At 38.8% G+C, this 25,079-nt stretch carries 26 protein-coding genes; 7 read left to right on the forward strand and 19 right to left on the reverse strand.

Going from position 1 to position 25,079, the window contains the following annotated elements; genetic code table 11:
• Positions 1–18: 18 nt before the first annotated feature.
• A complete protein-coding gene (locus KP710_RS03195) occupies positions 19–804 on the reverse strand; it encodes an outer membrane protein assembly factor BamD (RefSeq protein WP_065264480.1) in 786 nt (261 codons plus the stop codon).
• A gap of 109 nt (positions 805–913) precedes the next feature.
• Here KP710_RS03195 and rluD point away from each other — a divergent pair, with 109 nt between their 5' ends.
• Both rluD and pgeF read left to right on the forward strand, forming a co-directional pair.
• Entirely contained in the window at positions 914–1,888 is a 975-nt protein-coding gene (rluD, locus tag KP710_RS03200) for a 23S rRNA pseudouridine(1911/1915/1917) synthase RluD (RefSeq protein ID WP_111407130.1), read from the forward strand.
• Between the two features lie 3 nt (positions 1,889–1,891).
• Positions 1,892–2,626, forward strand: coding sequence for a peptidoglycan editing factor PgeF (pgeF, locus tag KP710_RS03205; RefSeq protein WP_111407129.1), 735 nt, complete (start codon positions 1,892–1,894; stop codon positions 2,624–2,626).
• Positions 2,627–2,682: 56 nt separating this feature from the next.
• On the opposite strand, the gene KP710_RS03210 is transcribed toward pgeF, so the two are convergent.
• The 3 genes from KP710_RS03210 to menA all read right to left on the reverse strand — a co-directional run bounded on the left by KP710_RS03210 (position 2,683) and on the right by menA (position 5,683).
• Positions 2,683–4,068 (reverse strand): DASS family sodium-coupled anion symporter, encoded by a 1,386-nt coding sequence (locus tag KP710_RS03210; RefSeq protein WP_215770913.1) that lies wholly within the window; start codon positions 4,066–4,068, stop codon positions 2,683–2,685.
• Between the two features lie 154 nt (positions 4,069–4,222).
• Positions 4,223–4,720: a ribonuclease E activity regulator RraA gene (gene rraA / locus KP710_RS03215; protein WP_106013483.1), complete on the reverse strand. Its 498-nt coding sequence runs from the start codon at positions 4,718–4,720 to the stop codon at positions 4,223–4,225.
• Between the two features lie 51 nt (positions 4,721–4,771).
• Positions 4,772–5,683: a 1,4-dihydroxy-2-naphthoate octaprenyltransferase gene (gene menA, locus KP710_RS03220; protein WP_111407127.1), complete on the reverse strand. Its 912-nt coding sequence runs from the start codon at positions 5,681–5,683 to the stop codon at positions 4,772–4,774.
• Positions 5,684–5,744: 61 nt separating this feature from the next.
• Between menA and tsaA the strand changes: the two genes are divergently transcribed.
• Positions 5,745–6,464, forward strand: coding sequence for a tRNA (N6-threonylcarbamoyladenosine(37)-N6)-methyltransferase TrmO (gene tsaA / locus KP710_RS03225; protein WP_111407126.1), 720 nt, complete (start codon positions 5,745–5,747; stop codon positions 6,462–6,464).
• A 235-nt stretch (positions 6,465–6,699) separates the two neighbouring features.
• Here the strand turns inward: tsaA and fabG are convergent, their stop codons facing one another.
• The 7 genes from fabG to KP710_RS03260 all read right to left on the reverse strand — a co-directional run bounded on the left by fabG (position 6,700) and on the right by KP710_RS03260 (position 13,310).
• The gene (gene fabG / locus KP710_RS03230; protein ID WP_111407125.1) at positions 6,700–7,428 is read right to left on the reverse strand and encodes a 3-oxoacyl-ACP reductase FabG; all 729 of its coding nucleotides are present in this window, start codon (positions 7,426–7,428) and stop codon (positions 6,700–6,702) included.
• Between the two features lie 12 nt (positions 7,429–7,440).
• The gene (fabD, locus tag KP710_RS03235; RefSeq protein WP_048954225.1) at positions 7,441–8,379 is read right to left on the reverse strand and encodes an ACP S-malonyltransferase; all 939 of its coding nucleotides are present in this window, start codon (positions 8,377–8,379) and stop codon (positions 7,441–7,443) included.
• Positions 8,380–9,005: 626 nt separating this feature from the next.
• Positions 9,006–9,956, reverse strand: a complete 951-nt coding sequence (locus tag KP710_RS03240) for a beta-ketoacyl-ACP synthase III (RefSeq protein ID WP_111407123.1) — start codon at positions 9,954–9,956, stop codon at positions 9,006–9,008.
• Between the two features lie 161 nt (positions 9,957–10,117).
• Entirely contained in the window at positions 10,118–10,288 is a 171-nt protein-coding gene (gene rpmF, locus KP710_RS03245; RefSeq protein ID WP_005544470.1) for a 50S ribosomal protein L32, read from the reverse strand.
• A 22-nt stretch (positions 10,289–10,310) separates the two neighbouring features.
• Positions 10,311–10,835 carry a 23S rRNA accumulation protein YceD gene (gene yceD / locus KP710_RS03250; protein ID WP_111407122.1) on the reverse strand — a complete coding sequence of 175 codons (525 nt, stop codon included), beginning with the start codon at positions 10,833–10,835 and terminating at the stop codon, positions 10,311–10,313.
• 89 nt (positions 10,836–10,924) lie between these two features.
• Positions 10,925–12,301, reverse strand: a complete 1,377-nt coding sequence (locus KP710_RS03255; RefSeq protein ID WP_111407121.1) for a rhodanese-like domain-containing protein — start codon at positions 12,299–12,301, stop codon at positions 10,925–10,927.
• Positions 12,302–12,314: 13 nt separating this feature from the next.
• Positions 12,315–13,310 (reverse strand): YeeE/YedE family protein, encoded by a 996-nt coding sequence (locus KP710_RS03260; protein WP_111407120.1) that lies wholly within the window; start codon positions 13,308–13,310, stop codon positions 12,315–12,317.
• Between the two features lie 142 nt (positions 13,311–13,452).
• Between KP710_RS03260 and asd the strand changes: the two genes are divergently transcribed.
• The 4 genes from asd to yedF all read left to right on the forward strand — a co-directional run bounded on the left by asd (position 13,453) and on the right by yedF (position 16,681).
• Positions 13,453–14,322, forward strand: coding sequence for an archaetidylserine decarboxylase (gene asd / locus KP710_RS03265; RefSeq protein WP_165818727.1), 870 nt, complete (start codon positions 13,453–13,455; stop codon positions 14,320–14,322).
• A gap of 24 nt (positions 14,323–14,346) precedes the next feature.
• Complete coding sequence (gene bamJ / locus KP710_RS03270; protein ID WP_111407118.1) at positions 14,347–14,970, forward strand: BamJ family beta-barrel-assembly machinery protein; 624 nt, start codon at positions 14,347–14,349, stop codon at positions 14,968–14,970.
• 203 nt (positions 14,971–15,173) lie between these two features.
• A complete protein-coding gene (gene yedE / locus KP710_RS03275; protein ID WP_111407117.1) occupies positions 15,174–16,394 on the forward strand; it encodes a selenium metabolism membrane protein YedE/FdhT in 1,221 nt (406 codons plus the stop codon).
• Between the two features lie 17 nt (positions 16,395–16,411).
• Positions 16,412–16,681, forward strand: coding sequence for a sulfurtransferase-like selenium metabolism protein YedF (yedF, locus tag KP710_RS03280; RefSeq protein ID WP_005627337.1), 270 nt, complete (start codon positions 16,412–16,414; stop codon positions 16,679–16,681).
• Positions 16,682–16,727: 46 nt separating this feature from the next.
• On the opposite strand, the gene KP710_RS03285 is transcribed toward yedF, so the two are convergent.
• From KP710_RS03285 to nrfB, 8 genes are all read right to left on the reverse strand, one after another.
• Entirely contained in the window at positions 16,728–17,819 is a 1,092-nt protein-coding gene (locus KP710_RS03285; RefSeq protein WP_111407116.1) for a 5-methyltetrahydropteroyltriglutamate--homocysteine S-methyltransferase, read from the reverse strand.
• A 59-nt stretch (positions 17,820–17,878) separates the two neighbouring features.
• The gene (locus KP710_RS03290) at positions 17,879–19,084 is read right to left on the reverse strand and encodes a BaiN/RdsA family NAD(P)/FAD-dependent oxidoreductase (protein WP_111407115.1); all 1,206 of its coding nucleotides are present in this window, start codon (positions 19,082–19,084) and stop codon (positions 17,879–17,881) included.
• On the reverse strand, positions 19,081–20,226 hold the full coding sequence (nrfF, locus tag KP710_RS03295) for a heme lyase NrfEFG subunit NrfF (RefSeq protein ID WP_111407114.1): 1,146 nt from the start codon (positions 20,224–20,226) through the stop codon (positions 19,081–19,083). Before nrfF ends, KP710_RS03290 begins: the two co-directional genes overlap by 4 nt.
• Complete coding sequence (locus tag KP710_RS03300; RefSeq protein WP_111407113.1) at positions 20,223–20,753, reverse strand: DsbE family thiol:disulfide interchange protein; 531 nt, start codon at positions 20,751–20,753, stop codon at positions 20,223–20,225. Before KP710_RS03300 ends, nrfF begins: the two co-directional genes overlap by 4 nt.
• A complete protein-coding gene (gene nrfE / locus KP710_RS03305) occupies positions 20,753–22,660 on the reverse strand; it encodes a heme lyase NrfEFG subunit NrfE (protein WP_111407112.1) in 1,908 nt (635 codons plus the stop codon). The genes KP710_RS03300 and nrfE overlap by 1 nt, the downstream gene beginning before the upstream one ends.
• A gap of 97 nt (positions 22,661–22,757) precedes the next feature.
• On the reverse strand, positions 22,758–23,723 hold the full coding sequence (gene nrfD / locus KP710_RS03310; RefSeq protein ID WP_111407111.1) for a cytochrome c nitrite reductase subunit NrfD: 966 nt from the start codon (positions 23,721–23,723) through the stop codon (positions 22,758–22,760).
• Positions 23,720–24,397 (reverse strand): cytochrome c nitrite reductase Fe-S protein, encoded by a 678-nt coding sequence (gene nrfC, locus KP710_RS03315; protein ID WP_046939769.1) that lies wholly within the window; start codon positions 24,395–24,397, stop codon positions 23,720–23,722. Before nrfC ends, nrfD begins: the two co-directional genes overlap by 4 nt.
• Positions 24,394–25,044: a cytochrome c nitrite reductase pentaheme subunit gene (gene nrfB / locus KP710_RS03320; protein WP_111407110.1), complete on the reverse strand. Its 651-nt coding sequence runs from the start codon at positions 25,042–25,044 to the stop codon at positions 24,394–24,396. Before nrfB ends, nrfC begins: the two co-directional genes overlap by 4 nt.
• Positions 25,045–25,079 lie beyond the last annotated feature (35 nt).

Raw genomic sequence — 25,079 nt, forward strand, 5'->3', positions numbered from 1 at the left:
CGGGCTTTATTGCATTGTTTATTTTACTTTAGGCAAGGTTAATTCAGGTTCTTTCGGTTTTTCTACCGCTTCAAAAGATTTACCTTTATTCGCATCAATAATTTGTTGAGTTTGATTTTCTAATGTAGTTAGTCCCATCTTATTGTAGGCTTCTTTCATTAAGAATAAACCTTCATAGGTTGCTTGCGCATCAGGATATTGTTTTAACATACCAACAACACGATTTGACACAGCTACCCAAGCATCTCGTTTAGCATAAAACTTTGCAATATCTAGCTCATGGCGAGCAAGGGCCGCTTTAATATAAGCCATACGAGCAAGCGCATCTTGTGTATAAGGACTATTTGGGAAATGCGTAACTAAACCTTGGAAATAATTAAATGCATTACGCATAGAAACCGTTTCACGTGTTGCGCGATCGATTCCAAAAAAATCTTGAATAAAATTATCGCTCATAGCCGAATATGCAAGACCAGTCATATAAATCACGTAAGGTTGGTTTTGGCTTTGAGGGAACATACGAATAAAATCATTTCCCAACGTCTCAATATCCGTATAGTTTTGTGACTTATAATTTGCGTAAATCAAATCAATCATTGCTTGTTCTTGATAGATGCTGCCGGGGAAGCGCTCATTTGCAGCTTTTAAGTAGCGAATAGCTTCTGAATATCCACCTTCTTGCAACGCATTTGAACCTTTCGTATAAAGTTCACTCACCGATGCTTGTTCAACATCTTTTGAGCCTGAACACCCAACTACCAATGCTGCCATTGCCAATAAAGCTAAAGATTTCATTTTACGCATTGTTTTTTCCTTAATTTTTACGAAAACCGATAAATAAGATACAATTACTAGCTATTGTATAGAACATTAATCAATAAGCCAACTTTTAAAAAAACTTTGAGAGCCTTTTATGCCATTAATAACCCTTTCAGCTGAAATACAGTCAGAACAAATAGGACAACGCTTAGACCAAACGCTTGCAGAATTGTTCCCTGAGTACTCTCGATCCAGATTAAAAACTTGGATTGAAGCAGATCTCGTTAAACTTAACAATCAAATTGTCAATATTCCTCGAGAAAAAGTGCTGGGGGGAGAACACGTAGCAATTACCGTTGATATAGAAGATGAAACACGTTTTGAACCTGAAAATATCCCCTTGAATATTGTTTATGAAGATGATGATATTATAGTTATAAATAAACCCAAAGATCTTGTTGTTCATCCAGGCGCGGGGAATCCGAATGGAACTGTGCTCAATGCGCTACTCTATCATTATCCACCAATCGCAGAAGTGCCTCGTGCAGGGATTGTCCACCGCCTAGATAAAGACACAACAGGATTAATGGTCGTAGCTAAAACGCTCCCCGCACAAACCAAACTTGTACGAGATCTACAAAAACGAAAAATCACACGCGAATATGAGGCGGTCGCATCAGGCATAATGACTAAAGGCGGTACTGTAGATCAACCAATGGCTCGCCATGCAACCAAACGTACATTAATGGCTGTTCACCCAATGGGAAAACCTGCCGTTACCCATTATCGTATTATGGAAAATTTCCGTAATTACACTCGCTTACGCTTGCGGCTAGAAACAGGTCGAACCCACCAAATTCGTGTACATATGGCACATATAGCCCACCCATTATTAGGTGATCAAACTTATGGTGGACGCCCTCGCCCACCTAAAAATTCTAGTGAAGCATTTATGTCTGTTTTACGTGATTTCAAACGTCAGGCTCTACATGCCGTCATGTTACGCCTCACACATCCAATTACAGGGGAAATGATGGAATGGTATGCGCCTTTACCAGATGATTTTGTGAAACTGCTCAACGCACTAAAAACAGATTATCTAGAACACCAAAATGAATTGGACTATTAATTAATGCGGATCATACAACCTAACTGGCCTGTTGCCGATACTATTCACGCCTTTACTACGACACGTGAAGGCGGTGTTAGTACTGCACCTTTTAATGATTTTAACCTTGGTGATCATGTCGGCGATGATAAAAGTGCGGTCAAAACTAACCGCGCTTTACTCGTAGAAAAATTTAGCTTACCTCAAGAGCCTTTATTTCTCACTCAAACTCACAGTACACGCGTTATTCAACTCCCTTATTTGGACGATAATTTAGAAGCTGATGCCGTTTATACCAATGAACCCAATCAAGTCTGCACTATCATGACAGCAGATTGCTTGCCCGTATTATTTACAACAAAATCCGGAAATGAAGTAGCTGCAACTCATGCAGGATGGCGAGGCTTATGCGATGGCATATTAGAAGAAACAATAAAATATTTTCAAGCCAAACCTGAAGAGATCATGGCATGGTTTGGACCGGCTATCGGTCCAACAGCATTCCAAGTAGGAAACGATGTTGTAGAGCAATTTATCGCCATAGATCAAAAAGCGAAACTGGCATTTCAACCAGATAGGAGAGAAAAAGAAAAATTCCTTGGTAATCTTTACCAAATCGCTACACAACGATTAAACAACCTAGGTATTACTCAAATTTACGGTGGAGAACATTGTACCTTTAACGAAAAAGAATATTTCTTTTCTTATCGCCGAGATCATCAAACAGGACGAATGGCAAGTGTTATTTGGTTTGAATAAAAAAAAGAAAAGCATCTATTCATGCTTTTCTTTTTTTAAAATTCTAAGCTTAGCTATTAATTCAACCAGAATAAATATCCCATTGTTGAAATTACAAGAATACATACTAGATTTAGAACAAAGCCAGCTTTTACCATTTCACTTTGTTTCACTTGACCAGAACCAAATACAATAGCATTTGGTGGCGTTGCAACTGGTAGCATGAAGGCACAAGATGCACCAAGACCAATAATTAATGCTAAACCAATTTCTGGCATACCCAATGATTGGGCGATAGAAATAAAGATTGGGACGAGCAGTGCCGCACTTGCTGTGTTAGAGGTAAATTCAGTTAAGAAAATAATGAATGTAGCAACTAACAAGCCAATAAGATAGAAATGTTGTCCTTCTATCATAAAGACGATGCTATCTGCTAAAATTTTACTTGCTCCTGAATCCTTCAATACCGCACTTAATGTTAATCCACCACCGAAAAGCATTAATACGCCCCAATCAGTACTTTCTTGCATTTGTTTCCAGCTTGCAATGCCCGTAGAACAAATCACAATTGCCGCTAATAAAGCGACAACACTATCGAAACTCGCAATATTTTTCTGCAAACCAAGTAAGCCTGAAATCAACGGATTAATTTGCCCACTAAATACCCAAGTTAAAGCAATCACAACAAAGATAACTAATGTTAATACACGCACCGAATTCATTTCAATGCTTTCAAAAGATTGCTCAAAATTAATATGAAGTTTTGGCTTAAAAATAATGTAAAGCGTACCAATCATCAGTGGTAACAAAATAATCATTATCGGTAAACCGTACCATAACCAATCTGCAAAGGTTAAATGCAAGTTACTTGCTACAATCGCATTCGGTGGACTACCCACAAGGGTTCCCATGCCACCGATTGATGCACTATAAGCTATCCCTAACAACACAAAAACATAAGTATTATGTTCTTTTTCACGATCAAGTTGGCTTAAAATCCCCATTGCGAGTGGTAACATCATAGCTGCAGTTGCCGTGTTACTCATCCACATAGAAAGGAAAGCTGTAATCAAAAAGAGATAAATAATGGCAATAAATAAATTACCGCGCGCTAACGCCATAATCTTATTAGCAATCATTTTATCGAGTTTTTGAATGTGCAAGGCTGTAGCTAAAGAAAAGCCACCAAAGAATAAAAAGATTGTAGGATCAGCAAAAGCCACTAAAGCTTGTTTAGTGCTCACTAAATCTAGTGCAATCGCCAATAATGGCACCAACAATGCGGTAACCGTAACATGTAATGCCTCAGTTAACCAAAGCACTGCGACAAAAGCCAATAAAGCTAAACCAGCACTAGCCTTTGGCTCATAAGGTAGCACTTTTAATAACACAAAAAACAGCACTATATCTAAAATAAAAATAATGCCATTTTTATGATTTTTGAAAGATTTCATCTCAATCATAAAGTTCCTCCGTTAGTGTTCTAACTCGAACGGACTACAATGTTAAATGAATGTTAATAAGTTGCAATGCTCAATTTTCAGAAATGTGATCTAGTGCAATAAATTTCGATAAAAAAAGTGCGGTTATTTTTTACCGCACTTTTGCTCTTTCGTATTATTCGTCCGAATCATCTAAATCTAAGGGCTCTTGCGAAAGTATAATTCCTGTCAGATCTGCGTAAATATAATCTTCTGGGAAAAAGGTGACGCCACCAAAATTCACAGGGATATCGCTCTCACCGGCACTGCTTTCATCTGCACTGACTGGAATTGGCGCAAGGGCATGAATACCAATATCAAGGTTTTCTAATTGCTGAATTTGGCGTACTGCACCATATACAATAATGCCTTCCCAACCATTATCAACAGCAAGTTGAGCCAATTCCGCATCAATCAAACCACGACGTACCGCACCACCGCCATCAATGACAAGCACTCGGCCTTCGCCGTTTTCTTCTAATACTTCAGCAATTAATCCATTACTTTCAAAGCATTTTACCGTAGTGACTTTACCGTAAAAATTACTTACTCCACCAAAGCTTGAAAAAATTGGCTCCACTACATCCACTTGTTCTGCATAAAGATCGCAAAGTTCTGAAGTATCAATAAACATAACTTTCCCCTATCGATTGTTGAAATTTTGTTTGCTTTAGTATATGCCGATTTAGCCGATAAGCAAGCCTAAACTAAACAAGATATTGATTAATAACGAAATCATAGACATTTGAGCCAACATTGGACGCAATTCACTTGGCTGCTGACTGCGATAAACAAAGATCGCATGTTTAGCTAACAACGGCATCGCCAATATAAATAAATAATTTGTCCAAGAAATGGCCGTTGCCACCGCAAATGCTAAATAACATAAGGCCGCCACACTTAGTAAAATACAGTGGTAAACTCGCCCTTTATATGCACCTAAACGAACGGCTAGGGTATTTTTGCCAGCTTTCGAATCCTGTTCAATATCGCGTAAATTATTGATATTTAATACCGCACTTGCCAATAAGCCAGAACCAATAGCAGGTAAAATAATGTGGCTATCAATACTGTGAGTTTGCAAATAATAAGTGCCGCCAATGCCAAGCAAACCAAAAAATACTAATACAGAAATATCGCCCAATCCCATATAGCCATAAGGTTTTGCCCCAACAGTGTAAGTAATGGCCGCAACAATAGCTAAAATCCCAAGCCCAGCGAAAGCTAATAAATCCGAGAGGTTTTCATAAGCGATTCCAATCAAAAAACTTCCTGAAAGAAAACTTGCCACCACCATTAGAATTAATCCCCATTTCAGTTCTTTTGCTGAAATTGCGCCTTTTTGAATGCCACGTAATGGTCCAATACGTTCTTCAGTATCTGAACCTTTTTGATGATCCCCATAATCATTGGCAAAATTAGAAAGCACCTGTAATAAAATTGTCGTGAGTAAACAAAGCGCCATTACAAGCCCATTAAAACCTTGTGGATTCGCCCAATAACCTAATGCCGAACCTGTAAAAATCGATGCCAACGCTAAGGGCAAAGTTTTTGGTCGAGCCGTTTCCCACCACATTTTCAATTTTTCATTTGTCATTTTTTTTGACCGCACTTTTGATTACAATAGGCCGCGTATTCTACACTAAGACACCCAATTTATGAATGATTTAACCTTATCGCCTGTCGCCATTATCCACACGCCTTATAAAGAAAAATTCTCCGTACCACGCCAACCTAATTTAGTTGAAGACGGAGTAGGCATTGTAGAACTCTTACCGCCGTATAATTCGCCTGAAGCTGTGAGAGGATTGGAACAATTCAGTCACCTTTGGTTAATTTTTCAGTTCGACCAAATCCAACAAGGAAAATGGCAACCCACCGTACGCCCTCCGCGCTTAGGCGGTAATCAACGAGTTGGCGTGTTTGCTTCACGCGCAACGCACCGCCCGAATCCTCTCGGTTTATCCAAAGTCGAATTACGTCAAGTAGAATGTATCAACGGTAACGTTTTTCTCCATTTAGGTGCGGTGGATTTAGTGGATGGCACGCCGATTTTCGATATCAAACCCTATATTGCCTATGCAGATAGTGAACCAAATGCGCAATCGAGCTTTGCCCAAGAAAAACCACCAGCAAAACTGACAGTTGAATTTACCGAGCAAGCCAAAAGTGTGGTAAAAAAACGAGAAGAAAAACGACCGCACTTAAGTCGTTTCATTCGCCAAGTGCTAGAGCAAGATCCGCGCCCAGCCTATCAACAAGGTAAACCGAGTGATCGTATTTATGGAATGAGTTTGTACGAATTTAATATCAAATGGAAACTCAAAGCTGGAACAATAGATTGCGTAGAAGTGATTAACATTGAATTTTGTGGATAGATTTCAATCATCAAATATGATGATATTTTATCCATATTCTCTTAAAAAATAGATACACTGACTTCATTGTAAGCTATTTGTTATGTGAACTAGTCATATTGCTCAAGTAAAAAACACCGCCAAGTGCGGTGTTTTTATCATGAGCTTTAGTTATTTCATAAAAGGGGGTACGCTATATGACCCTACTTACATACTATGATGTCTAAATTAGCATACTTACTGTTCTGTTAATAAATTAACTAAGATACAATCCGCCATTTACATGCAACGTTGTGCCTGTAATGTAAGCCGCATCATCAGAAGCTAAGAAAGCAACGGCTTTAGCGATATCTTTGGCTTCACCTAAACGACCAGCAGGAATATTAGATAAAATACCCGCTTTTTGTTCATCAGTAAGCACTTCTGTCATATCCGTTGCAATAAAACCTGGTGCAACCACATTTACCGTAATACCTCGTGAAGCGACTTCTTTCGCTAAAGATTTAGAAAAACCAATCACACCCGCTTTTGCTGCACAATAGTTGGCTTGTCCTGGATTACCCATTGAACCCACCACAGAACCAATATTGATAATACGACCAAAACGTTTTTTCATCATTGAACGTAACATGGCTTTAGAAAGATGATACACCGAAGTTAAGTTAGTTTGCATAATATCAAACCACTCATCATCTTTCATACGCATCAATAAATTATCGCGAGTAATACCTGCGTTATTCACGAGAATATCAATATCGCCAAAATCATTTTTAATTTGCTCAAGTAAAGTTTCGATAGATTCTTTATCCATTACGTTTAAAACTAAACCTTTACCTTTATCTCCTAAATATGCAGAAATTGCTTCTGCACCTTTTTCAGATGTTGCAGTACCAATTACAAACGCACCTTTTGAACTAAGTTCTTCTGCAATCGCACGACCGATACCACGAGTAGCCCCTGTCACTAAAGCAATTTTACCTTGCATTTTTTCTTCCTTTTACGCTAAAAATTCTTCTACAGCATTGAATGATGCAACATCATTTACAGATATTGCTTGTAAATCACCCACAATGCGTTTGGTTAAACCATTTAATACTTTACCTGGTCCCACTTCAACAAGTGCTTGAACGCCATCTTGCGCCATTTTTTCAACTGTTTCAGTCCAACGAACTGGGCTATATAACTGACGAACAAGTGCGGTACGAATTTCTGCACCTTCAGTTTCAGCTTTCACATCAACGTTATTTAATACCGATGTTGTTGGTGTATTAATTTGAATATTCTCAAGTGTAACCGCTAATTGCTCTGCAGCTGGTTTCATCAAGGCACAGTGAGAAGGCACACTCACAGCTAACGGCAATGCACGTTTCGCCCCCGCTTCTTTACATAATGCAGCCGCACGCTCAACTGCAGCTTTCGCACCTGCGATAACGACTTGGCCTGGTGAGTTAAAGTTTACCGCAGATACGACTTCGCCTTTCTCTGCTTGTTTACAAGCTTTAATAATCGCTTCATTATCCAAACCAATGATTGCATACATCGCGCCAGTACCTTCAGGAACAGCTTGTTGCATTAATTTTCCGCGCAATTCCACTAATTTGATCGCATCTTGGAAATCCAACACTCCAGCACAAACCAAGGCTGAATACTCACCTAAGCTATGCCCTGCCATCACTTCTGGTTTTAATTGAGGAAATTTTTCTTGCCATACGCGATAGATAGATACGGATGCAGCCAAAAGTGCGGGCTGAGTTTGCCATGTTTTATTAAGTTCTTCAGCTGGGCCTTGTTGAACAAGATGCCATAAATCATAACCAAGCGCATCAGATGCTTGTTTAAATGTTTCAGTAACGATTGGATATTCAGTTGCAAGATCAGCAAGCATACCGACAATTTGGGAGCCTTGACCTGGGAAGACCATTGCGAATTTTTTCATTATGTTTTGTCCTATTGTTTTTTAATTAAGAATTCTTCTTCGGTAATTAAAATCGGGTTTCGCCGATGGCGACTTACTTTTTCTTTGCTCGCCAAAGAAAAAGTAAGCAAAAAGAAAAGCGCCCCTGCTTTTCCTTATTTCCTTTGTTCCATTGAATTTGCTTAACGGAAATTTTCTGAACTCGCTACGCTCAAACAGACGAAAATTTCCTACAAATTCAATTCCACAAAGGTAGAAAAGAAGGGAACCCAATTTGTTCTTTCTCCTATTTAAAGTGCGATCAAAACTCAAAATATTTTTTGTTCTTAAAATGAATTCAAAATTAACCGCACTTTTTAAATAATGCTCCGATAAATTCGGGGCCCCATATAAATCGCCTTTGCGACTTTCAATTTTTAGGCAATTTGCATCTGTTTGAGCGTAGCGAGTTCAGCAAATTGCCGTTTAGAAAATTGAAACAAAGCAAAGAACAGCGATTTAACTGGGGCGTGTTTTCTTTGCCTACTTTCTTTTACACGTGTAAAAGAAAGTAGGTCGCCATCAGGCGAAACCTGACAACAAAATACTAAAAGTGCGGTCAAAATTAACCGCACTTTTTAAATTACTTACCTATTCTAACAAATTAATTAGAAGCGTACTAATGCTGAACCCCAAGTCCAACCACCGCCAAAGGCTTCTAATAATAATAACTGCCCACGTTGAATACGGCCATCTCGAACAGCCTCATCTAAAGCGACAGGCACAGTAGCTGCACTGTTGTTAGCGTATTTATCTAACGTTACCACCACTTGCGACATATCCATTTCTAATTTTTTAGCTGTCGCTGTAATAATACGTAAATTTGCTTGGTGTGGCACAAGCCAGTCTAAATCTTTTTTATCTAAATTATTTGCTAAAAGTGTTTCTTCCACCACATTTGAAAGTTCACGAACGGCCAATTTGAACGTTTCGTTACCTTGCATCTCGATATATCCAGATTTTTCTATACCACGTTCTGGCTGAGCTAAAACAAGAGCATTACTTTTATCTGCTGAAGCATGTAAGTGAGTAGAAATAATCCCTTTTTGTTCACTCGCTTCAAGAATGACCGCTCCCGCACCATCACCAAATAGCACAACAGTGCTGCGATCTGTTTCATCTAATTTACGAGAATTGAGATCTGAACCAATCACCAAGGCTTTTTTCACTTTGCCTGCACGAATAAATTGATCGGCTACGCTCAAGGCATAGACAAAGCCTGTACAAGCTGCGGCTAAATCAAAAGAAATCGCATCATCAATATTTAATAAACCTTGTACTTGGCACGCTGCACTTGGATAAGCGTGTGAGTGACTTGTAGTGGCAACAATAATCAGTTCAATATCTTGAGGATTAATTTGAGCAGCTTCGATCGCATTTTTTGCCGCTTCAAATCCCATTGTGGCAACAGTTTCATCTGCCGCTGCGATACGACGTTCACGAATACCGGAACGAGTGACAATCCATTCATCTGATGTATCAACCATTTTTTCCAATTCCGCATTTGTGCGGATGTAGCTTGGTAAATAACTACCAGTAGATAAAATTCTGCTATTCATACTCAATAAGATAAGCGATTAAAAAAAGGAAAAAATCGAGACACCGGATTATTTTCCGATGTTAAAAGAAATGTAGAGATAGTAATACGGGGACCAATGTCCCCGCCCATCACATCTAACGCCAAGGTTAGACGAGTCAAGTGAATACCTATAAGTAAAAATTACTTATTGATCACTTTACGACCACGGTAGTAACCGTCTGCAGTTACGTGGTGGCGTAAGTGAGTTTCACCGCTTGCTTTATCCACTGATACTGCAGCAGTAGTTAACGCATCGTGTGAACGACGCATATCACGACGTGAACGAGATTTTTTATTTTGTTGAACAGCCATTGGCCATACTCCTAAATTTAATTTACTTTTGCTTTAAATTAGCTAATACAGCGAACGGGTTCGGTTTTTTTGCCAATTCGTCAGGCAATTCGCCAAAAACCTGTTCCTGCGCGGACACTTCACAGTGTTCAGATGAATGCATTGGTACAAGCGGCAAAGCTAAAATTAGCTCATCTTCCACCGTGCCAATTAAATCTATTTCGCCAAACTCATTGAACTCGATTGGCTCATAAATTTCCGGCAATACATCAGCTTGATCCCAATTAGCCACTGGGCTATAAGTAAACTCACATTCCAATGTTTGTTTGTAAGGTTCGTTACAACGCTGACATTCTAATTCAACATCAACTTGCACTTTACCTTTCATCACCACTAATTTTTGTGGATCAATATAAAACGATAATGTTACCTGTGCATCGCTGAGCACGTTTACCACTGATTCCGCCAAACGCTCAAGCTGATTAGGAGCATAATAGCCAACATAATCAAGCCGTCTTTGAGCATCTTTTACCGGATCAACGGTTAGGGGTAGTTTTACCTTTTGCATAGGGCGTGAATATTACCCGTTGTTGCGAAGATAGTCAAAGGGAAATCACGTTTTTTATGTAATAAAACTCGTAATTTTCCCCCACTCAATTAACTTTTACAGGAATTTCCTTTTTTCATCACTTTGCCAAAATCATTTTTCGAATCCGGTTTTGTCATATTATTTGGCGCACCTTTTTGTACAGGATAAACAGAATCCATTTGCCATTGATTCCAGCCACCATCATAAATCAAAGTATCTTTCCAGCCAGCTAGTTGAGTCATAAACCAAGGTACGCCGGCTCGCCAGCCTGTGCCACAATAAAAGGCTAATTTATTGCCTTTTTCGATACCTTGAGTTTTCCACAAAGCAAAAATTTCATTTGGGTTACGCAATGTGCCATCCGGATCATAAAAATCAGCCATATTGGAAGAATCAGTACCGGCAAAACCCCAAATTGCTCCTCGCGGTTCACCTTTGCCTGGAATGTAATCATATCCACTCACTTTGCCAGTATATTCATCCCAAGCGCGGTTACTAATGAGTTTCAAGCCATTTTCTTGTGCCAACATAATTTCTTTCGGCGTTTCAATATCAATCGCAGGATTTGCCGGAATTGTTACACCAAAATGAGTTTCAGGTATTGGTGTATTCACTGTGGTTTCTGTTGGTAAATTGGCATCCATCCAAGTAGAAAGATTGCCATTTAATACACGCACATCTTTCACGCCAGCCCATTTTAAAGCCCAAAATACGCGATAGGCTGCCAACTGATTATCTGAATACAAAATAATAGTTTTGTCCGCCGTAATACCATTTTTCAACAAGTTTTGCTCAATCACTTCCGGCGATGATAAATTCCAAATCGGGCCATTTTCGATCCAATCTGTATCAAAATGATAAGCGCCAACAATATGTTGTACATAGCCTTGGGATTTTTCTAACGGTCCCCAAGACACTTCAAAAATCGCAAATTTATCATTGTCGTAAGTTTCTGTTTTTTCGCCTTTCAGCACAGAATTAATCCATTCTGGAGAAACGCTATATTGGAAATTTTGAAAACGTTCTAATGGATAATCTGCATTAGCGTAACTGATAAAATCATTAAATACGCGAGTTTTATAGCCTTTTGCGGCGAAATCAGCACTAATGCAAGCTAAATTATCTAGATTAGAATCATAAAATACCAAGGTTTTATCCTTAGTAATCCCCTTGCCAGCTGCAAAAGATTCAAATTTATCTGGTGCAATGGAATCTAACCATGAGCAAGAAAACTGCACAGCGTTAGGAATATGTCCACCACGCGTCGTATTTTTATCTTTGAAACCGTTGTAAAGACTATCTTGGCGAGAATCAATAATCACATAATTCGGATTATTCAAATTATCCAAAAGTTCTTTTGTTTCAATAGTTTTTACTTGATTGTCATCACAAGCTGCAAGTGCAAATACAATGCCAATACCTAATAAAGAGCGGTTAAATTTCATTGAGTTTCTCCTTTTATCTTTTCACGAATAATCTGTTACCAATCCAACACCCTAATAAAATAAAGCCTGTGGCAAGCCAGCCTTGCCAAGAAAAATAGGCGGTTGCCACTAAGGAATTTGTCACTGTGCAGCCACCAGCTAATGCTGCGCCTAAGCCCATTAAAACACCTCCTAAAATACGTCGTAAGGCTTCTTTTGGCTGAGGCATTCTGAGATTAAAATCGCCACTAAGTTTTGCCATTAAAAATGACCCCAATGGAATCCCGAGCACAAATAAACTCCCCCAGTTTAAATAACGTTGCTGACCGATGACTAAATATTGCACCACATTAGCCGAAGGCACAGAAATACCATAGCCAAAATTGCGTCCGGCCTTAGCACTAGAATACCAAGCGACAACACCCAACAAACCGATTAATAACGCCCCCAAATAAGGATTCCAACTACGCTTAAAAGTGCGGTCAAAAAATGAAAGATTTGAAAGATTTTCTTGGGAAGCAATTTTTTCACGGCGAGAAAACAGAATCAGCGTGGCGATAATTAAAATCGTAACCAACCACCAAGGAGAAATGGAGAATGTTAAATAAATATTATTCCATTGTGTGGTTTGTTGGGTTAATCCGCCAATGAATTGACGAAGGCTGCCAGTTTGTGTTGAAGCCATTGTGAGCGCAAAAGCAAACAGAGCAAGTAAACTGCCTAACGCCCCTTCAGCACTGCGAAACCAAGCTCCGCTCCCACAACAATTACTTAACACCATACCAATGCCAAATAATAATCCACCTAAAATACTGGCAAGCACAGGCAACTGAGATGTAGGAATTTTGATGAGTTCAAATTCAGCCAGCGTAAAAAGCCCGATAGATTGCACACTGACAGCAATTAAAAGTGCGGTAAAAAAACGGAAATTTTTTTCAAATAAAAAACGACGAAAACCAGAAACAAAACAGAATTGTGTACGTTGAAGTAGAATGCCGAAAGCTATTCCAATAAATAAGCCGCTAAACATAGATTAAACCTTAATACTGATGGCGGAAATGAATTACTGATATTAAAACATAATTGTTCTGTAGCTGTCATTATTTAAATAGTTGGAAGAATAAAAAAAATTGCTATAATCACGCCTCTTTTTTTAACAAGGAAAGATAATGATGACTTCAAATTCTTATTGGCAACGCTTAAAAGTGGCATTTCAATATGTCATGCCGCAAATTTATTTAACTCAAATTGCAGGCTGGTTTGCTAAACAAAAATGGGGTGTGCTAACCCATGTTGTAATTAAAGCTTTTGCGAAAAAATACAACATTGATATGAGTATTGCGCAAAAAGAACAATTTTCTGATTACGCAAGTTTTAATGAGTTTTTTATTCGTCCGTTAAAAGAAAACGCGCGTCCAATTAATCAAAATCCTACCGCACTTTGTTTACCAGCAGACGGTCGCATTAGCGAGTGCGGTCATATTGACGATAATCTTTTATTGCAAGCTAAAGGGCATTTTTTCAGCCTAGAAGACTTACTGGCAGAAGATAAGGAATTAGTGGAAACCTTTAAAAATGGTGAATTTGCCACTACTTATCTTTCTCCTCGTGATTATCACCGAGTACATATGCCGTGCGATGGTACACTACGCAAAATGATTTATGTACCAGGCGATTTATTCTCTGTGAACCCATTTTTAGCCCAACATGTACCAAATTTATTTGCGCGTAATGAACGTGTGATTTGTGTATTTGATACTGAATTTGGCACAATGGTACAAATTTTAGTCGGTGCAACTATCACTGCAAGCATTGGGACCACTTGGGCGGGCGTAATTAATCCACCGCGCCACAACGAAGTGAAAACTTGGACTTATGAAGGCGAAAGTGCGGTCAAATTATTGAAAGGTCAAGAAATGGGTTGGTTCCAACTTGGTTCGACAGTGATTAATTTATTCCAAGCCAATCAGGTGCGTTTGGCTGAGCATTTAAGCATCAACGAACCTGTTCGCATGGGCGAAATCTTGGCATATAAAAAATAATTTTTAACGAAAGGAAAACATCAAATGAATTTTGAACAAGTAAAATTAGAAAGCATTTCTGAAAAAGGTAGCTACGGTATTGGTTTGCAAATTGGCCAACAATTAGCCGATAGCCAAATGGAGATCACCGTTGAAGCTGTAGCGAAAGGGATTTTTGATGCATTAAATCATAACCAGCCAGCATTAGACATCAATGACTTAATGCATTCGGTTCAAGCACTTCAACAACAAGCAGCTGAAGCACAACAAGCGCAATTTAAAGCAATCGAAGAAGAAGGCAAAAAATTCTTAGAAGAAAATGCGAAAAAAGCGGGCGTAAACGTAACCGACAGCGGTTTACAATACGAAATCATAACTGAAGGCAATGGCTCAAAACCAGCTGCAACAGATAAAGTGCGAGTACACTACACTGGTACATTACCAGATGGCACTGTATTCGACAGCTCTGTTGCTCGTGGCACACCAGCTGAATTCCCTGTAAATGGTGTAATCCATGGTTGGGTTGAAGCATTACAAATGATGCCTGTTGGTTCTAAATGGAAACTCACTATTCCACACGAACTTGCTTATGGTGAACGTGGCGCTGGCGCATCAATTCCGCCATTCTCCACACTTGTATTTGAAGTAGAATTATTAGATATTCTTTAATCGAAAAATACGATACCTATAAAGGCAAAGTCATAAAGATTTTGCCTTTATTGTTAAAATAATGTTATTATTTTGCCTGACAAATTTCATTTGTCTTATATCGCAAGTTTTGTGTATAGGAAAATGGGCACTTCTTTTTTCACTGCATTCATTATTTATACCTTTCTTGCAAATCTTTCTTTTCAATAAATTTAGGTTATCTTATGAAAGAGATTTGGCTACAATTTAAACAAAATTACTTAATTAAATACTGGAATCCGATTGTCGCAGTGACTGCAGCAGGTTTGCTTTCCGCTTATTACTTTGGAGTAACAGGCACTTATTGGGCTGTGACCGGGGAATTTACTCGATGGGGAGGACATGCATTACAAGCATTAGGCGTTGATGTATCTGAATGGAGTTACTACAAAATCATAGGAATGCAAGGTAACATCTTCTCACGTGTTGATGGCATCATGATCTTAGGCATGTTTGCAGGTTGTATTTCTGCAGCACTTTGGGCAAATAATGTAAAATGGCGCAACCAACCACATAAACGTCGGATTGTTCAAGCTTTAATTGGCGGTGCATTAGCAGGATTTGGCGCACGTTTAGCAATGGGATGTAATTTAGCTTCACTTTTTACAGGCATTCCACAATTTTCGGTACACGCTTGGTTCTTCACTATCGCAACTGCAATAGGTACTTATGCAGGTGTAAAAGTCACATTACTACCAATATTTCGCGTTAAATTAGAACTGAAAAAAGGCGCAGCGAAAATAAAAGAAACAGATCCTAAACAAGCACAACGCCGTTTCTGGATTGGTATGGTTGTATTTTTTGCTTATCTTATTGCTTCACTTTATGTAATGGCTCAATCTATTAAGCTTGGTTTTGCTATGGTTTGTGGTTTGGCTTTCGGGTTATTAATTGAGCGTGCTCAAATTTGTTTTACCTCAGCTTTCCGTGACTTATGGGTAACTGGGCGTGCTTATATGGCAAAAGCGATTATTTTTGGAATATTAGTGGGCACCATTGGTGTATTTAGCTACATTCAACTTGGCGTCTCGCCTAAGATTATGTGGGCTGGTCCCAATGCGATTATTGGCGGTTTATTATTCGGCTTTGGTATTGTACTCGCTGGTGGTTGTGAAACAGGTTGGATGTATCGGTCAATGGAAGGTCAAGTACACTTTATGTGGGTTGGCTTAGGTAACGTAGTCGGTTCAACTTATCTTGCCTATGTTTGGGATGATATTGCCCCAGTTTTAGCACTTGATTACGAAAAACTTAATTTACTAAAATCTTTCGGTCCCGTAGGTGGCTTACTTGTGAATTATGGTTTATTAATTTTATGTTTAATTGCCGTTGTCTGGTGGGAACGTCGTTTCTTAGCCAAAGCAAAATCCCAAATAACCACACAAACTGGCTGTGGATGTAATTAACCCAAAGGAGCATAATCATGGCATTTACTATTGTTCAAAAATTAGATAAAGATCCAAAAGACATTTCACCCGATTATACATTAGATACGTTAGGCGAACCCTGCCCTTACCCCGCTATTGTAATGTTAGAAACCATGCCACAATTACAGAAAGGTGAAATTTTAGAATTATTAAGCGATTGCGCACAATCTATCAACAACATTCCTATTGATACTAAAAATCATGGCTATACACTGCTAAGTGTGGAGCAAGATGGAACAAAATTGCGTTACTTAATTCAGCGTTAAAAAATGGCTCCATAAGGAGCCATTTATTATCTACCATAAAATCAAATTAATCTTCGCCCCAAACCTCTTTAGCGATTTCTTCAACGTGACGCACTTTCGCCCATTGTTGGGATTCACTCATAATATTGCCTTCCTCTGTAGAGGCAAAACCACATTGAGGGCTTAAACAAAGCTGTTCGAGAGGCACATATTTTGCAGCTTCCGCAATGCGTGATTTAATCACATCTTTATCTTCTAAATCAGGAAATTTAGAACTCACCAAACCAAGCACAACACGACCTTTATGTGGATTTTCTGCAAAATATTTTAATGGTTCAAAACCACCTGAACGATCATCATCGTATTCCAAGAAATATCCATCATAATTAGTCTTAGCAAATAATGCATCTGCTACTGGATCATAAGCACCACTTAATAAATATGTTGAACGGAAATTACCACGGCAAACATGCGTTGTAATCACCATGTCAGCAGGCTTATCTGCCAATACCACTTGAATATTCTCAAGTGCTTGAGCTTTATCTGCCTCAAATTCAGGTTTTAAGTGGTTATTACAGAGTGAACCCCAGTAAACATCATCAAATTGTAAATAACGACAGCCAGCATGATAAAAAGCTTTAATCGCTTCTTTATAAGCCTGTTGAACATCTTTAGCAAATTCTTCGCGTGTAGCATAAATACCCGTATCCCACTGGATAGGATACATTAATTGATTGGGACTAGGGATGGTATATTTAACTATACCGCGACCACCAACAATAGCATTCAATTTCTTAAAATGCTCAATAAATGGATGATTTGGATTCCAAGAAACCTTTCCACAACAACGTGTATTATAAGGTTTCGTTTCAACACCATTAAATTTATAGCCATGTTCAGGGTGATAACCTTCAATACCATTTAATTCTTCTAGAAAATCAATGTGCCAAAATGCACGACGATACTCACCGTCAGTGATAATTTGAATACCCGCATCTAACTGAGCTTGGACTAACTTTGTAATTTCTTGATCTTCAATCTCAGTTAATTGTTCACGAGAAATTTCACCTGATGCAAATTTTAAACGAGCCTCTTTTAATACTTGTGAACGTAAATAAGAGCCGACTGTGTCTGCATGTAATGGGAGGATTTTTGACATTTTACTTCCTTATTTTATGATTTAATGAAAAGAATTCTAACGTATTTTCAACATCCCTTCTACTTTTCACTAATTCCTTGTGAACAAGCATAAGCCGAGCTCCACGCCCATTGGAAATTATAGCCACCTAGCCAGCCCGTTACATCCAATACTTCACCAATAAAATATAAACCACTTACTTGGTTGCTTTCCATTGTTTTAGAAGAAATTACTTTAGTATCTACCCCCCCCATTGTGACTTCTGCCGTACGATAGCCTTCCGTGCCATTAGGGGTGAATTGCCAGTGATGAATAAAATCCACCAGATTTTTTACCCGCACTTTACTGATGTTAGCGATAACTTCATCTTGCATAATACCTTGTTCAATCCAAAGCTCGACCAATTTTTTCGGAAGTAATCGAACCAAAATGGTTTTCAACATTTGTTTTGGTGAATGTTGTTTTGCTTGATTAATTTCCTCTTCCAAATTGTGGTTCGGTAATAAATCAATTTCCACTGACTCAGTGGGCTGCCAATAATTGGAAATTTGCAACACAGCAGGGCCTGAAATACCACGATGAGTAAACAAAAGCTGGTTGTGAAACGATTTTCCGCACAGGGCTGTGATCGTGACTGGCAAGCTAATGCCTGAAAGTGCGGTTAAAAATTTATCTGTTTCTCGATACGTAAAAGGTACCAAACTTGCACGCGGAGGAATAACAGGAATACCAAATTGTTCTGCTATTTGATAACCAAATGGTGTAGCACCAAGCCCTGGCATAGAAAGCCCACCTGTGGCAACAATCAAATTTTTACATTGCCATTGGGTTGAATTTACCTGTAAAACAAACCGCACTTTTTCATCATTTTGAATCCGTTCAACTTGAGAAACTTCACTACGCAATAAAATCTTAGCACCATATTTATCGCATTCAGATTTCAGCATTTCAACAATTTGTTCTGCGCCATCATCGCAAAATAATTGCCCCAATTCCTTTTCGTGATAAGCAATCCCCTGCTCCGCCACTAAGGAAATAAAATCCCAATTGGTATAACGAGCAAGGGCAGATTTGACGAAATGAGGATTTTGTGAAAGGTAATGAGCAGGCGTAACCTCTAAATTGGTGAAATTACAAAACCCGCCGCCCGACATCAAAATCTTACGTCCGATTTTTTTGCCGTTGTCGAAAACTGTCACCGACTTGCCTAGCTTAGCCAACTGTGCAGCACAAAATAATCCTGCCGCCCCTGCACCAATAATAATATTTTCAGAATATTGGCTCACGGATTCAGCCCTTTTTCACCACGTTGTAAAAAACCCAACATCTTCATTCGTTGAATAACTGAACGACGATCCACTGCCGCATTACCTGAATCTAATAATTTCTGTAAATACTCACTAGCTTGTTGATATTGACGATTTTCTAAGGCAATCGTCGCCAACAAAGAAAGGCTAGATACTTCATTTTTATCTTTTGTCAACGCTTCATTCAAAAGTTGTTCTACTTTTGGAGTCACTTGCTGACCTGCTTGATAATAAAGTGCGGTGGCAGCCAAGCCTAAAATATTAGGTTTACTTCCTGATATTTTTTCTGCATTAGAATAAGCCACAAGCGCACTATCAAATTCATTATTCTGCACATAGGCTTCCCCAAGTTGAAGCCAAGTTTCCGCATTATTCGGATCAGTTCTCAGTTTATTTTGGATCTTCTCAATCACATTTTCATTTTTATGTTCATCATTCATTTCAACATTTTGATTATGCTGCTCAATCATCGATTGCTCGCCTTGTTGAACACGACTAAAACGATCAAGAGAAAAATAATAAGCGGTTGGAATAGCAATTAATAAAAAGAAAACCACAAAAGAAAGTTTGCGATTACTTTTCTCAAAGGAATCTGTCTTTTGTTCCTTTTGCTTAGAATCCGAATGAGACTCAGCATTAACAGAAAAATGGCTCTTATCTTTTTCCAATACATTTCCCGGCTCGAATGAAGATAGGGAGGATTTTTTTCTATTTGAGAAATAAAGCAATGCGGCCGCTAAAATGAAAAGAGCGACTGGCAACAGCCACAATAACGCCGTATTCCATTTGAATGGCGGTTTGTAATTCACAAAATCGCCAAATCTAGCCGTCATTTGATCGATAATTTGCTGATTGGTTTTGCCCTCATCTACCATTTTGTACACTTCAAGACGCAAGTCATAAGCAATAGGCGAATTAGATTCCACCAAATTTTGGTTCTGACATTGTGGACAGCGTAAAGATTTTGCCAACTCTACCGCGCGAGTACGATCATCTTGATTTTGGAATTGATAGGTATCCACCATTTCCGCTTGAGTAAACAAGGAAAATGCGAATAAAAGTGCGGTTGCAAAAACAAATGTTTTTTGAACTCGAGTAAAAATATCTAATAGGCTTTTCATTTATTCTTCAATGCTTCAATTTTTGGCAAAAATACCGTTTGCCAAGTTTCTTTATCCAATAAACCAGAATGGCGATAACGAATCACACCATTTTCATCCACAAGATAAGTTTCCGGTGCGCCATCCACGCCCAATTTTAATCCCAATTCACCATGACTATCATCAATAGTTAAGACGAACGGATTGCCCATTCTCTTAAGCATTTCAATGCCATTTTGAGGATTGTCGCGATAATCCACGCCCACAATAGGCAAGTTTTTTGCAATCTCAATTAACAACGGATGTTCTTCCTTGCAATAACCACACCAACTACCCCACACATTTAATAAAAATGGCTGTTTAGGAAAATCTTTCGGGCTTACGATTTGTGATGACTCATGTAAATTAGCCTGATAAAACTCTGGAACAGGTTTATCAATTAAAGCCGACGCAATTTTTTTCGGATCTTGATTTAACCCTGCAATTAATAATACACACACACCTAAAAGCACAAAGAGCGGTGCAAAAAAGATAAATTTTTTGTTCATTATTTTTCCTGTTTTCTGCGTAATCCGAAGACGCTACAAAGTGCGCCAAAGGCCATTAAAATACCGCCAGCCCAAAGCCAACGAATCAGTGGTTTATAGTGTAAGCGGAAAGTAAATTCTCCTTTGCCTAGAGAATCACCCATCACAATATATAAATCGCCCCAAAAACTGCCATCAAGCCCCACTTCACTCATTGTCATTGTACGCACATCGTAATAACGGCGTTCGGGGATAATTTCTGCATAAGGCTTGCCATTTTCGGTTACATCAAAAAAGGCGACTTCTGCCGTAAAGTTCGGACCGATTTCATTAGAAAATTGACGATAGTGAAATTCATATTGCCCCAGCGTTTGACTTTGTTGCGGTGCTAAACGCACACCAATTTCACTGCCAAAATAACCACTCATCACCGCACCAATGGTCACAATCGCCACGCCACAATGCGCTAAAATCATGCCAAATTGAGACAAACGAATTTGTCGCCAATTTTGCCATAAAGTGACAAATAAAAGCCAAATCGCAAGAGTTAATAACACAAAAGCGAAAGCGTGAAAATTCAACGCAGAATTATTGCGTAGCTGTTGCCAAATCATCAAGCCAGCAAGAATTAAAGACGGAATCAACAACCATACACAACGTATCAATAATGTGCGCTCAAATTGCACCCAACGTATGGTGAGTGAAATCACCATCAAGATTAAAACTACCGTAATAATTGGGAAGAAAATACTATTAAAATAAGGACTTCCCACCGAAATTGAGCCCCAATTCATCGCTTGGAATAACATGGGGTAAAAGGTGCCTAAAAAGGTGGAAACCGTCGCAATGGTCAGCAAAATATTCAGCAATAAAATGCCACCCGATTTAGAAACGAACTGAAATTTCACCGCACTTTCTGATGAACTGCCCGCTCGTAAGGCGAATAATCCAAAGGCTAACACTGTCAAAACAAAGAAAATTAATAACAACACATAACCGCGTGTGTTATCCAATGCAAAAGCGTGCACAGAAGTGAGTGCGCCAGAACGAACAATAAACGTGCCTAATACGCTAAAGGCAAAAGCAAGCAAAGAAAAAAGCGTAGTCCAATAACTAAATACACCTTGTTTTTCCGTCGCCATTAAACTGTGTAATAACGCCAAACCAAGCAACCAAGGCATTAAAGAGGCATTTTCTACGGGATCCCAGAACCACCAACCGCCCCAGCCGAGTTCGTAATATGCCCACCACGCACCGAGCACAATGCCAATGGTTAAAAATAACCAAGAAAACAACACCCAGCCACGCATTGAGCGTGCAATTTGTCGTGCTGATTGGTTATAAATCAACGCACTCAAACTCATCGCAAAATTTACCGCAAAGCCCACATAGCCAACATATAACAACGGTGGATGGAAAATTAATCCCACATCTTGCAACATTGGATTGAGATCGCGCCCTTCTGCGGGTGCTGGGAAAATACGTCCAAATGGATTGGAATAAAATAAAATAAATACCGCAAAGCCAAAGCAAATCAATCCCAATAAAGATAAAGATTGAGCGGAAAAAGTGCGGTCATTTTTTCGATTAAAAAAAGCAAAAGCAGCAAGCCATAAACTCAATGAAAATAACCAAAACAACATTGAACCTTCATGCCCGCCCCAAGTGGCAGCCACTTTAAAAAATGTAGGCAATTGGGAATTAGAATGTGCCGCTACATATTCAAGGGTAAAGTCATCTACCGCAAAAGAATATGATAATAAACCGATGGAAAGTGTCGTGCTTATAGTAAAAATATATGATAGTGGCCACGCAGAATTAATAAGAGTTGTATTCTTTTTTAACAAACCAAGTTGTGGAACAATAACGAGCAAAAGCGCAGCCGTCGTTGCGAGGAGTAATAAGTAAAATCCAAGTTCTGGGAGCATAAAATATTATTCTTTGTTAATTAACGTCAGGATATCTTCTGACAAATAAAAAGAAAGGCGCATATTATTACGCCTTTCCTCTAAATACAATTTTAATTTACGCGACTGTTAATTGCCCTGCATACAATATAAAGAATCGTAAACAAAATACCCCAATTAAGTCAAAAATTGATACTAAGATAATAAAGTTACGATTATATTTTAAGCGGTCATTCACAAACATATTGGCAATTAATGGGATCAAGATACCAATAAAGAATACCCCAATCCAGAACACGGCCCCCCAAAAACCAGATAATGCATTATGTAATGCAACTGTTTTTTGTCCACCACCAAAATGTAATCCAACGAAGAAACACACAAGTAAACCAAGCTCTGTCACCATAATTGGTACTTCAAATTTATGGATGAAGTGCGATTCATGAGAATCTCCTTTTAATTTTCCCGCAATTAAGATAATTAAGAAGGTTGCAGCAATACCAGATGATGTACCAGAAGCTAAGAATAATGCTGGTAATACTGGGTTATTCAGCATTGGATAGCTGATCAATGCAGAAAGTAAGAACCCTGTGTATGCACCAAGCACTGCAGCCAATATGAAAAGAATAACTTCGACTGGACTGACAATACGTTCTACAATACCGATAAGTTTTATCATAAATTGTAGTTTTGGTATAAAGCGATTAATTAATACTTCGATTTCTTTTTTGAAAATCACCACCCCCCAAATTACTAAAAACAACATATAAATTTGGAATAGCATGACCCCCATCGACATTACGGAGTTAAATTGATAGTTAAACATCAATTTCCAGAATGTCCAAGGTCTTGCTAAGTGGAAAACTAATAGCGTTAAACCAATTAATGTTGGTACAGATCCCAAAATCACACCAGATCGAATAATCCAATTTTGACTTGGGTTCATTAATTTATTACTACGTTTATAAGCAATTGCCAACTGCACCGCACCAGATGAGATCCCCAATAAAAACAAGTAGATCGCAATGGTAGAATCCCACACTAGATTAGGCGTATGAAATGGAACTGGATAATCTAATGTCATCTTCTAGGCTCCCCATGTTGGAATGGAATGTGGTATAAGTTTGGTTGTGTACCTAACTCCACTTTAGTGCGATAAACCGGTTTTTCTTTCACTTTACGTGAAACTGCACTCATCGGGTCATTCATATCCCCAAAAGTTAATGCTTTGGTTGGACAAGCTTCCACACAAGCCGGTTGTTTACCATTAGCTAAATTTGTATCACGGCAGAAGTTACATTTATCTGCGGTACGATGTACTGGATGAATAAAACGTACACGATATGGGCAAACTGCTATACAGTATTGGCAGCCTACGCATAAATCTTTATGTACATCTACAATACCAGTCTCTTTATCAATAAAAGATGCGCCAGTTGGACAAACTGCTACGCAAGGTGCGTTTGTACAATGTTGGCAAGATTGACGGAAGAACTCATATTCCTGATTTGGAAATTCACCGTAAGGTTCACTGCGTAGAATCTCTAAGCGAGAAACGCCTTCTGGCACTTGGTTTACATCACGGCATGCATCCATACAGGCTGTACAGCCGATACACGAATTTTCATCGTGTACCATTGCGTAACGTTTAGGTTTATCCGCCTTGTCTTCTTTCGCAAAAGAAGGTAAAGATGTTCCCGTCATAAGGATCACTGCCCCCATGCCGGAAACAAAGTTTCGGCGTGAGCAGGCTGTCATTGTTTATCCTTTTGTTCGGTTAGTTTATCTTGTTCTGCTTTACGTTTTTGTTGTTCGCCATGGCAATCTACGCAAAGTTTAACGCGTTGTTTTGGTTTAATACCTTTCATTGCGTCTTCTTTAGGGTGAAGCGTATGACAACTTGCACAAGGTAATTTCATTGCGTGTACATCATGCGCCCATAGTTTTTCACGAAGTTTGTCAGGTTGGTGACAAGCAAAACAAACTTGGTTTTGTTCTTGAACTGAATACATCGGTTTTTTATTACCGAAAATATCCCCTTCAAAACGCATAACATCTTTAGCACCACGACGGTGGTTTTCAGAAACGTTACCGTGACAGCTTACACAAGTAATTGCTTTACCGTTATTTGGATTTTTCTTATCTAAGTGTGCACCATGGAATTTACCAAAGTGGAGTTCGCCACCAGACTGATCTACAGTTTGGTTTTTATCTACTTTGTCGAATTTATGGCATTTAGCGCAATATTGATTTGGATCGCGTTGGTTATCTAATTGCGGCTCATAAGTAAAGTGATCCGCAGGTTTTTGTGCATCATCAGCATGAGCCAAAAATGGCGTTGCTACAAATGCCGCACTTAACGCTAACGCTTTTGCAGATTTGTTGATTAAAGAAGTTAAATTCATTTGGGTTACCTCAAATTTGACCTTGAAAATCACCG

The organism is Haemophilus sp. SZY H35 (assembly GCF_018829705.1).
Classification (GTDB): Bacteria; Pseudomonadota; Gammaproteobacteria; order Enterobacterales; family Pasteurellaceae; genus Haemophilus; species Haemophilus haemolyticus_K.

Excerpts from the sequence above, each read along its gene's own strand:
- pgeF (WP_111407129.1), top strand. The coding sequence starts at position 1,892 with ATGCGGATCATACAACCTAACTGGCCTGTTGCCGATACTATTCACGCC.
- nrfF (WP_111407114.1), bottom strand. The coding sequence starts at position 20,226 with ATGAAAAGCCTATTAGATATTTTTACTCGAGTTCAAAAAACATTTGTT.
- tsaA (WP_111407126.1), top strand. The coding sequence starts at position 5,745 with ATGAATGATTTAACCTTATCGCCTGTCGCCATTATCCACACGCCTTAT.
- nrfB (WP_111407110.1), bottom strand. The coding sequence starts at position 25,044 with ATGAATTTAACTTCTTTAATCAACAAATCTGCAAAAGCGTTAGCGTTA.
- asd (WP_165818727.1), top strand. The coding sequence starts at position 13,453 with ATGACTTCAAATTCTTATTGGCAACGCTTAAAAGTGGCATTTCAATAT.
- yedF (WP_005627337.1), top strand. The coding sequence starts at position 16,412 with ATGGCATTTACTATTGTTCAAAAATTAGATAAAGATCCAAAAGACATT.
- KP710_RS03300 (WP_111407113.1), bottom strand. The coding sequence starts at position 20,753 with ATGAACAAAAAATTTATCTTTTTTGCACCGCTCTTTGTGCTTTTAGGT.
- KP710_RS03255 (WP_111407121.1), bottom strand. The coding sequence starts at position 12,301 with ATGAAATTTAACCGCTCTTTATTAGGTATTGGCATTGTATTTGCACTT.
- KP710_RS03285 (WP_111407116.1), bottom strand. The coding sequence starts at position 17,819 with ATGTCAAAAATCCTCCCATTACATGCAGACACAGTCGGCTCTTATTTA.
- KP710_RS03210 (WP_215770913.1), bottom strand. The coding sequence starts at position 4,068 with ATGATTGAGATGAAATCTTTCAAAAATCATAAAAATGGCATTATTTTT.
- KP710_RS03195 (WP_065264480.1), bottom strand. The coding sequence starts at position 804 with ATGCGTAAAATGAAATCTTTAGCTTTATTGGCAATGGCAGCATTGGTA.
- yedE (WP_111407117.1), top strand. The coding sequence starts at position 15,174 with ATGAAAGAGATTTGGCTACAATTTAAACAAAATTACTTAATTAAATAC.
- nrfC (WP_046939769.1), bottom strand. The coding sequence starts at position 24,397 with ATGACAGCCTGCTCACGCCGAAACTTTGTTTCCGGCATGGGGGCAGTG.
- fabD (WP_048954225.1), bottom strand. The coding sequence starts at position 8,379 with ATGAAAAAATTCGCAATGGTCTTCCCAGGTCAAGGCTCCCAAATTGTC.
- yceD (WP_111407122.1), bottom strand. The coding sequence starts at position 10,835 with ATGCAAAAGGTAAAACTACCCCTAACCGTTGATCCGGTAAAAGATGCT.
- KP710_RS03240 (WP_111407123.1), bottom strand. The coding sequence starts at position 9,956 with ATGAATAGCAGAATTTTATCTACTGGTAGTTATTTACCAAGCTACATC.
- nrfE (WP_111407112.1), bottom strand. The coding sequence starts at position 22,660 with ATGCTCCCAGAACTTGGATTTTACTTATTACTCCTCGCAACGACGGCT.
- rluD (WP_111407130.1), top strand. The coding sequence starts at position 914 with ATGCCATTAATAACCCTTTCAGCTGAAATACAGTCAGAACAAATAGGA.
- KP710_RS03260 (WP_111407120.1), bottom strand. The coding sequence starts at position 13,310 with ATGTTTAGCGGCTTATTTATTGGAATAGCTTTCGGCATTCTACTTCAA.
- menA (WP_111407127.1), bottom strand. The coding sequence starts at position 5,683 with ATGACAAATGAAAAATTGAAAATGTGGTGGGAAACGGCTCGACCAAAA.
- rpmF (WP_005544470.1), bottom strand. The coding sequence starts at position 10,288 with ATGGCTGTTCAACAAAATAAAAAATCTCGTTCACGTCGTGATATGCGT.
- rraA (WP_106013483.1), bottom strand. The coding sequence starts at position 4,720 with ATGTTTATTGATACTTCAGAACTTTGCGATCTTTATGCAGAACAAGTG.
- bamJ (WP_111407118.1), top strand. The coding sequence starts at position 14,347 with ATGAATTTTGAACAAGTAAAATTAGAAAGCATTTCTGAAAAAGGTAGC.
- fabG (WP_111407125.1), bottom strand. The coding sequence starts at position 7,428 with ATGCAAGGTAAAATTGCTTTAGTGACAGGGGCTACTCGTGGTATCGGT.
- nrfD (WP_111407111.1), bottom strand. The coding sequence starts at position 23,723 with ATGACATTAGATTATCCAGTTCCATTTCATACGCCTAATCTAGTGTGG.